The sequence below is a fragment of the Mesorhizobium sp. M1A.F.Ca.IN.020.06.1.1 genome (assembly GCF_004023265.1).
Taxonomy (GTDB): Bacteria; Pseudomonadota; Alphaproteobacteria; order Rhizobiales; family Rhizobiaceae; genus Mesorhizobium.
On record NZ_RZSR01000238.1, the window covers coordinates 1 to 7,065 of the forward strand.

Consider the following 7,065-nt stretch of genomic DNA (forward strand, 5'->3'; position numbering starts at 1 on the left):
CCCTAAGGGCCTCGCCATGCTGAACGCCGGCAACGCCGTCGCGGCCACCATTGCCGCGCCGCTGGGCAGCCTGCTTGGGGCCTATGCCGGTTGGCGCGGCGCGTTCTTCCTGGTCGTGCCGCTCGGGTTCCTGGCGCTCGTCTGGCAGTGGCTCAGCCTGCCACCGCTCCCGCCGCGCCGGCGAAAGCGGCCGGGCAACAGCCTAGCTCTTCTCGGCCGTCCTCCGGTCGCCATCGGCATGGCATCGGTCATGATGCTGTTCATGGGCCAGTTCGCGCTCTTCACCTATCTGCGTCCCTTCCTCGAAAGGGTCACCCAGGTCGACGTCGCGACGCTTTCGGCGATCCTGCTGGTCATGGGGCTCGCGGGCGTCGGCGGCACCTGGTGCATCGGCCGGCTGCTGCGCGCGCGTCTGTTCAGCATCCTGATCGTCATTCCGCTGGTCATGGCCGTGCTTGCGCTCGCGCTCATCGCCCTCGGCGCAATACCCCTTCCCACGGCCCTGCTGCTTTTCGTCTGGGGTTTCTTCGGCACGGCCGCGCCCGTCGGCTGGGGCACCTGGCTCAGCCGCACGCTGCCTGAAGACGCGGAGGCCGGCGGCGGGTTGCAGGTGGCCGTCATCCAGCTTGCCATTACCGGCGGCGCTGCGATCGGCGGCACGCTTTTCGACACGGTCGGCTGGTGGGGAGCCTTTGCCTTCGGCGCGGCGCTGCTTTGCGGAGCGGCGCTCGCCGCGTTCGCCGCATCGCGCATGGGCGGGAGGGCCGTGCCATGACGACCGGCCATCCCAAGCTCAGTCGCCGCGCATTGCTCGGCGCCGCGCTCGCATCAACGCTCCTGCCGCGGCGCGCCCGCAGCCAGCAGGGCAGGGGCCCGGCCAGCCAGGAACCCGCCGACATGAAGATCAGAATGACATTCGATGGCCGAACCATGACGGCCACGCTCTACGACAATCCTTCGGCACGCGATTTCTTTTCCATGCTGCCGCTCGATCTCACGATCGACGACTACGCGCATAACGAGAAGATCGCCTATCTGCCGCGCAAGCTGACCGAAGAGGGCAGCGGCCCGTTCGGCAACGAGCAGCCCTATGACCTCTGCTACTTCGTGCCCTGGGGCAATCTGGCGATGTTCTACGCCGACTACCGCCATCCCGGGCTGATTAGGCTCGGCCGTTTCGACGGGGGCGAAGAGGCCCTGCACATACGCGGCGAGTTCCCGCTGCGCATCGAACGCATTTGAGAACGCAAAGGAGATCACCATGGACATTCTTCGCGCTGGCACGAGGCCGTCCGGCAAGGGGCCTTCCGACTGGTTCACCGGCACGGTCCGGATCGATCCGCTCTTCAATCCCTTCGATGCCGCCCGGGTGCAGGGCGCGCAGGTCACCTTCGAGCCCGGCGCCCGCACCGCCTGGCATACGCATCCGCTGGGGCAGACGCTGATCGTTGTCTCCGGCCGTGGCCGCGTGCAGCGCGAGGGCGGGCCGCTCGAGGAGGTCCGCCCCGGCGACGTCGTCTGGTTCGCGCCCGGCGAGAAGCATTGGCACGGCGCGTCTCCCGAGACGGCCATGACCCACATTGCCCTCCAGGAGGTCAAGGACGGCAAGGTCGTGGACTGGCTGGAACATGTCAGCGACGCCGACTACCGCGCCTGATCACCGATCGAACGAAAAGGAAAGCAAAATGCTCGCAACTGTTCTTCATAAGCCCGGCGATATCCGCTGCGAGGAAATCGAGGACCCGAAGATCCTTCGCCCGACGGACGCCATCATCAAGCTCTCGGCGAGCTGCATCTGCGGCTCGGACCTGTGGCCGTATCGCGGGCTGCAGCCGATCGATCGCCCGATGCATATGGGCCACGAATATTGCGGCATCGTCGTCGAGGTCGGCGCGGAGGTGCGCAACGTGCGCCCCGGCCAGTTCGTCGTCGGCTCCTTCTGCCTCTCCGACAACACCTGCCCGCATTGCCGCTTCGGCTTCCAGTCTTCCTGCGTGCAACGCGAGTTCATGTCGGGCGCGCAGGCGCCTTATGCCCGCGTGCCGCTGGCCGACGGCACCCTGGTGGCGACTTCCGAGGTTCCGCCGGCCGACCTGGTGCCTGACCTGTTGGCCGTCTCGGATGTGCTCGGCACCGGCTGGTATGCGGCGGATGCGGCCGAGGTGCGCGAAGGATCGACCGTTGTCGTCGTCGGCGACGGCGCCGTCGGCCTGATGGGCGTGCTCGCGGCGAGCGAGATGGGCGCGCAGCGCATCATCGCCATGAGCCGGCACGAGAGCCGCCAGAAACTCGCGCGCGAATTCGGCGCGACCGACATCGTGGCCGAGCGCGGCGAGGAAGGCATCGCCCGCATCAAGGAACTGACCGCGGGCGTCGGCGCGGACTCGGTGCTGGAATGCGTCGGTACGGCCGAATCCTTCGACCAGGCGCTGGCCTGCTCGCGCCCCGGCGGCACCATCGGCTATGTCGGCGTGCCGCATGGCGTGAGCTTCGACGGCCAGAAACTGTTCTTCGGCCAGAAGCGCATGCTGGGCGGCCCGGCGCCGGTGCGCCGCTTCCTGCCCGACCTGATGGAGCGCGTGCTCAAGGGCAGGATCAAGCCCGGCAAGGTTTTCGACCTCAAGCTGCCGCTGACCAAGGTCGCGGAAGGCTACCGCGCCATGGACGAGCGGCGCGCGATCAAGGTCATGCTCGAGGTCTAGGCGCCGGCGATGGTCGCGACGGGCACTGCAGCCGATGAAAGCCGGACGATGGCGAGATTGGTGCCGATCATGGCGGCGATCTTTGCCGGCTTCCTGCTCATCGGCCTGGCGCTGCCCGTCCTGCCGCTGCATCTGCATGACAGGCTCGGCTTCGGCCCGTTCGCCGTCGGGCTGGTGACGGGCAGCCAGTTCGTCGCCTCGCTGCTGTCGCGCATTGGTGCCGGAAACTATGCTGATCTGCGTGGCGGCAAGCGCGCCGTCGTGGTCGGCCTTGTCGCCGCCGCGCTGGCCGGGCTTATCTATCTCGGCTCGCTGGCCTTGCTCGCTCAGCCGACCGCGTCCGCGACGGTGCTCTTCGTCGGCAGGGCCGTGCTGGGCGCGGCCGAGAGCTTCATCATCACCGGCGGCGTCGCCTGGGGCCTGGCGCTTGCCGGCGGACAGAACTCCGGCAAGGTCATCGCCTGGATCGGCATGGCAATGTTCGCGGCGCTGGCGCTCGGCGCGCCGATCGGGTCCGCGCTCTATGAAGCCGGGGGCTTCGCCGCGATCGCTCTTGCCACAATGGTCCTGCCCCTTGCAACACTGCTCGCCACTCTACCGATGCGCCGCGTCAAGGCCGCCGGCAGCGCCGCGCGGCAGTCCTGGACGAGCGTCGCGCAAGCGGTCTGGCTTCCGGGCGTCGGAGCAGCCCTCAGCAGCCTCGGCTATGGCGCGATCCTGTCCTTCGCAGCGCTGCTCTTTGCCGAGCGCGGCTGGCATCCGGTGTGGCTTCCCTTCACCGCCTATGCGGCATCGCTGATCGCGGCAAGGCTGTGCTTCGGCCACCTGCCGGACAGTCTCGGCGGCGCCCGCGTCGCCGCCATCTTCGTGGTGGTCGAGGCGGCGGGCCTTCTATCGATCTGGCTGGCGCCGGGGCCGCTCGTCGCGGTAATCGGAGCGGGCCTGACCGGGCTCGGCTACTCGCTGGTCTATCCGGGCCTCGGCACCGAGGCGGTCGCCCATCTCCCCGCAAGCAGCCGCGGCCTTGCCATGGGACTCTACACCGTCTTTCTCGACGTGGCGCTCGGCTTCGGCAGCCCGGCGCTCGGCCTGATCGCCGCGTCCGCCGGGCTGCGGTTCGTCTTCCTCGCCGCCGCCGCGGCGGCACTTCCGGCTTTGGCCATCGCGCTCTTGCTTCGCCGCAGGTCAGCCCGGGCAAGGATGTAACGGAAAGCGCGCCGCCGCTAAGCCGTCTCTGCAGGTCGTCAGATCGGCTCTTCGGTCAGCCTCAGTGCCGGGGCACTTCGGCCCACAACCGGGCGGCAAAGCCGCGCTTGTCGAGCACCCAGGTCTCGCCGGTCACCACCGCCTTGCCGTCCAGACATTTGTAGGAATAGAGCGCGTCGTGACCGGTCGCGAAGGCTGGCACGACGTCGGCATTCGGGTTGGTCCTGCAGAATTCGTCCGCGCCGGGATTGTCGCGCGCGGCGTTCATTTTGGCGCAGGGCAGGTTTGCCCCGACGAAGCAGGCCAGCACCTTGCCGTTCATGCAGCGGTAGTTGGCCTGCGCCTGCAGTTCCGATTCCGCCGGCGCGCCCTTGGCGTCCGGAAAGAGCTTCCTGAACGCCTTGACCGTGCCGCCGTAGAGCTCGTGCGAGTAGGCGCGGATCGTATCGTCGTTCTTCACCTGGCGGCACAGTCGATGGAGATTTTGGCCCTTCGCCGCGCTGCCTGAAGCGAGGACCGGGAAGGCGGATGCCGCAAGCAGCACCGAAACGAAAACGCCGATGGTCGAAAGGCAAAATGCACGCATTTTGAACTCCTCGGGAAGGGCGCGCGGCCATTGCCAGCGTCGCGCATGGGATGCCGGCAACCTCCCGCAGCTTGACCGCTGCGATGCCGGGAAGCAATGGGGGTCGCTCGTGACGAGCGGGCGTCGCCAACCTCTGGAACCAAGGCTGTCCCCACGGGTTGAGTTCGGTCGGCCGAGGTCGCAAGGCGTGCAAGCGGCACTTATGGAGGGCCCGGCTTTGAGCATTGTCGAGAGCATCAAGAAAGCAGCGGAGAAGCTGACTGGGATCGCAAGACCGGGCACGTCCAGGCTCGCGGATCTGGTAAGGCAGAGGAAAGCCAATGCGTTCCGCTTCAAGGACGACGGCCTGGTTCCGAACCATCCGTCGTGGCCGCTGATCGTTTACCGCGGCGCCGTGACGTTGCCGGACGATCTCGATCCGGCAGCCGTCTTCGAGGAGCTATTCAAGGCGAATGGCTGGGGCGGCAGCTGGCGCAACGGCATCTACGACTATGTCCACTACCACTCGCGCATCCATGAGGTGCTGGGCATTGCGCGCGGCACGGCCAAGGTGCGCTTCGGCGGCGACAAGGGCCGCGCGCTCACGGTCAAGGCCGGCGACGTCGCGGTCCTGCCGGCCGGCACCGGTCACCAGCGGCTCTCGGCTTCCGACGATTTCCTCGTCGTCGGCGCCTATCCGCCCTCCGGCACCTATGACGAATGCACCAAGCCCGAGCAGCACGCGGAAGCGCTACGCATGATCCCGAAGGTGAGCCGGCCGCGCAACGACCCGGTCTATGGCCGCGACGGACCATTGCTGAAGGCGTGGGGCGAACGCTGAATGCAAGCATCCATCAAGCGTGGCCATCCCCACCTGCGCCTTCAACAAGAAACAGCGGCCGCCGATTTGCAGGCGTAGCGGCGCGCTTTCGCCTACGGATATTGCGTCTTCGTCGGCGCGTAGGTTGCCGGATCGAAATCCAGCTCCTTGGGCAACGGCTGGCTGGAGCATTGCAGGTGCACCTGGCGGGCAAGAAGCCGTCGCTGTTGCTGCTCATGCTCCTTCACGGCTGCCACCATCCCCATGCTGTACGGGCCGAGCAGCACGCCAAAACCCCAGCCGGGGTGCTCCTTTTCGCGCGCGTCGTAGTCCGAGGCCGCAATGCGGGCCTGCTGGCAGTCCGGCGAGGCCCATTTCGGGTCCTGCTGCGACAGCTTCGCTCCGTAGTCGACCGGAGAGGTCACGCATCCAGCCAGCGCCGCGCTGAGCGCGAGGATCATTGCGATTCGCATCCGCAAGCCTTTCCTAATGTGCGGGCGAGAAAACACACACGGAGGCTTCGGGCAAGCATCCGTCGACGGGAACCAAAATCGCTTTCGAGCTGCAACCGGCCTGCGGGACGCGCGTTGTCGAAGCAGCTTACCTCATGGAGCCCACACCAATGCCCGCCAAGCGTTTCTCTCAGCCCGTCGCAATCTTCGTCGGGCTCGGCTTTCCGCGCGAGATAAACACCGTCTTCGAGGCCTATCAGTTTCTCGACGAATGGACGGGCAGCCGCAGCCCGACCTACGCAACGACCCTCGCGCTGTGCCGGGCGGCGGTCGCGGGTGAACAGGATGCCGAAGCCGCACGCGTCGCCTTCGAAGCGTTCGCGAGGTCGCGCGGCATTCTCGCTGCCGAAGCAATGGAACTGGCCGCGGCGCGTGCCGCGCAGGAATGGATGGCGGCGTGATCGATCGCTATCGATCTGTCAAAACTTCCGGCTGACATAAGGCGAACCGCCGAGGCCGAACCGCCACTGCGCCTCCACGCCCTTCGTGATGCCGATCCTGCGTCCGCTCAGGATGGCGGCCGCGTTGGTTTCCGAGGCGGCAAACTCGAAGGGCGGCGCGATGAGCGACAGGCCGTTATGCGAGCCGTCGACACCCATCGCCTGGCAGAGCTTGCCCGGGCCGGAGCAGAGCAGCCTGTCATCGTCGGTTCCCCGCCTTTCGCGCATGGCGGCGATGCCGGACTGCGGCTGGATCGCGCGGATCAGCACCGCGCTGCCCGGCAGGCACACCGCATTCAGGCACCAATGCAAGCCGTAGGAGCGATAGACATAGGCCGTGCCGGGGGCGCCATACATCGGCGCGTTGCGCGGCGTGCGGCCGCGATAGCTGTGCGAGGCCGGATCGTCGGGGCGATAGGCCTCGGTCTCGACAATGATGCCGCCGACGCCGGCGAGGCCGAGCCGCGCGCCGATCAAGGCGCGCGCCACCGTGACGGCTTCGCGCGCGAAGAAATTGTGGTGCTGGTCGGCGTGAGTGCTAGGCGGCATGGCGGTCAACGCTCGTCAGATAGCCATAATCATCCTGCGGCACTGGCCCATCGCGCGTTCGCTGGCGACGCTGGCCGGGTGCCGTTCGATGGCGCGGTGGACCACGTTCTCCAGGAGCGTCTCGATGAGCGCCGCCGCATCGCGCAGATCGAGGTCGGGCGCGATCTCGCGCCGGTGCCGCGCCAGCTGGTTTTTGATGATCCGGTCGCCGACCTCGCGGACCTTTTCCGCGCGATAGCGCCGCGCCAGCGAAGAACCCCAAGCGGGTTCC

General features: G+C 67.4%; 11 protein-coding genes. 7 read left to right on the top strand and 4 right to left on the bottom strand.

Annotation, left to right across the window (positions count from 1 at the left end; translation table 11 throughout):
- The 5 genes from EOA60_RS12980 to EOA60_RS13000 form a co-directional block, all read left to right on the top strand.
- Nucleotides 1-775 (top strand): MFS transporter (locus tag EOA60_RS12980; protein WP_164899285.1); only part of this gene is annotated, 775 nt, incomplete at its 5' end.
- Nucleotides 772-1,242: a cyclophilin-like fold protein gene (locus tag EOA60_RS12985; protein ID WP_095824606.1), complete on the top strand. Its 471-nt coding sequence runs from the start codon at nt 772-774 to the stop codon at nt 1,240-1,242. The genes EOA60_RS12980 and EOA60_RS12985, both read left to right, overlap by 4 nt.
- Before the next feature lie 19 nt (nt 1,243-1,261).
- Entirely contained in the window at nt 1,262-1,657 is a 396-nt protein-coding gene (locus EOA60_RS12990) for a cupin domain-containing protein (protein ID WP_067321846.1), read from the top strand.
- 28 nt (nt 1,658-1,685) lie between these two features.
- Complete coding sequence (locus EOA60_RS12995; RefSeq protein ID WP_095824605.1) at nt 1,686-2,702, top strand: zinc-dependent alcohol dehydrogenase family protein; 1,017 nt, start codon at nt 1,686-1,688, stop codon at nt 2,700-2,702.
- 9 nt (nt 2,703-2,711) lie between these two features.
- Complete coding sequence (locus tag EOA60_RS13000) at nt 2,712-3,908, top strand: arabinose transporter (RefSeq protein ID WP_095824604.1); 1,197 nt, start codon at nt 2,712-2,714, stop codon at nt 3,906-3,908.
- 61 nt (nt 3,909-3,969) lie between these two features.
- Here EOA60_RS13000 and EOA60_RS13005 read toward each other — a convergent pair whose 3' ends face one another.
- Entirely contained in the window at nt 3,970-4,494 is a 525-nt protein-coding gene (locus tag EOA60_RS13005; RefSeq protein WP_127335539.1) for a hypothetical protein, read from the bottom strand.
- Between the two features lie 217 nt (nt 4,495-4,711).
- Between EOA60_RS13005 and EOA60_RS13010 the strand changes: the two genes are divergently transcribed.
- Entirely contained in the window at nt 4,712-5,314 is a 603-nt protein-coding gene (locus tag EOA60_RS13010) for a cupin (protein WP_095824681.1), read from the top strand.
- Between the two features lie 92 nt (nt 5,315-5,406).
- Here the strand turns inward: EOA60_RS13010 and EOA60_RS13015 are convergent, their stop codons facing one another.
- Nucleotides 5,407-5,766: a hypothetical protein gene (locus EOA60_RS13015; protein WP_095824602.1), complete on the bottom strand. Its 360-nt coding sequence runs from the start codon at nt 5,764-5,766 to the stop codon at nt 5,407-5,409.
- A gap of 149 nt (nt 5,767-5,915) precedes the next feature.
- Between EOA60_RS13015 and EOA60_RS13020 the strand changes: the two genes are divergently transcribed.
- Nucleotides 5,916-6,206, top strand: a complete 291-nt coding sequence (locus EOA60_RS13020) for a DUF982 domain-containing protein (protein WP_095783366.1) — start codon at nt 5,916-5,918, stop codon at nt 6,204-6,206.
- A gap of 18 nt (nt 6,207-6,224) precedes the next feature.
- Here the strand turns inward: EOA60_RS13020 and EOA60_RS13025 are convergent, their stop codons facing one another.
- Together EOA60_RS13025 and EOA60_RS37555 are read right to left on the bottom strand one after the other, a co-directional pair.
- The gene (locus EOA60_RS13025; RefSeq protein WP_127335538.1) at nt 6,225-6,794 is read right to left on the bottom strand and encodes a DNA-3-methyladenine glycosylase; all 570 of its coding nucleotides are present in this window, start codon (nt 6,792-6,794) and stop codon (nt 6,225-6,227) included.
- 15 nt (nt 6,795-6,809) lie between these two features.
- Nucleotides 6,810-7,065, bottom strand: a 256-nt coding sequence (locus EOA60_RS37555) for a hypothetical protein (RefSeq protein ID WP_164899286.1), incomplete at its 5' end; no start/stop codon positions are given.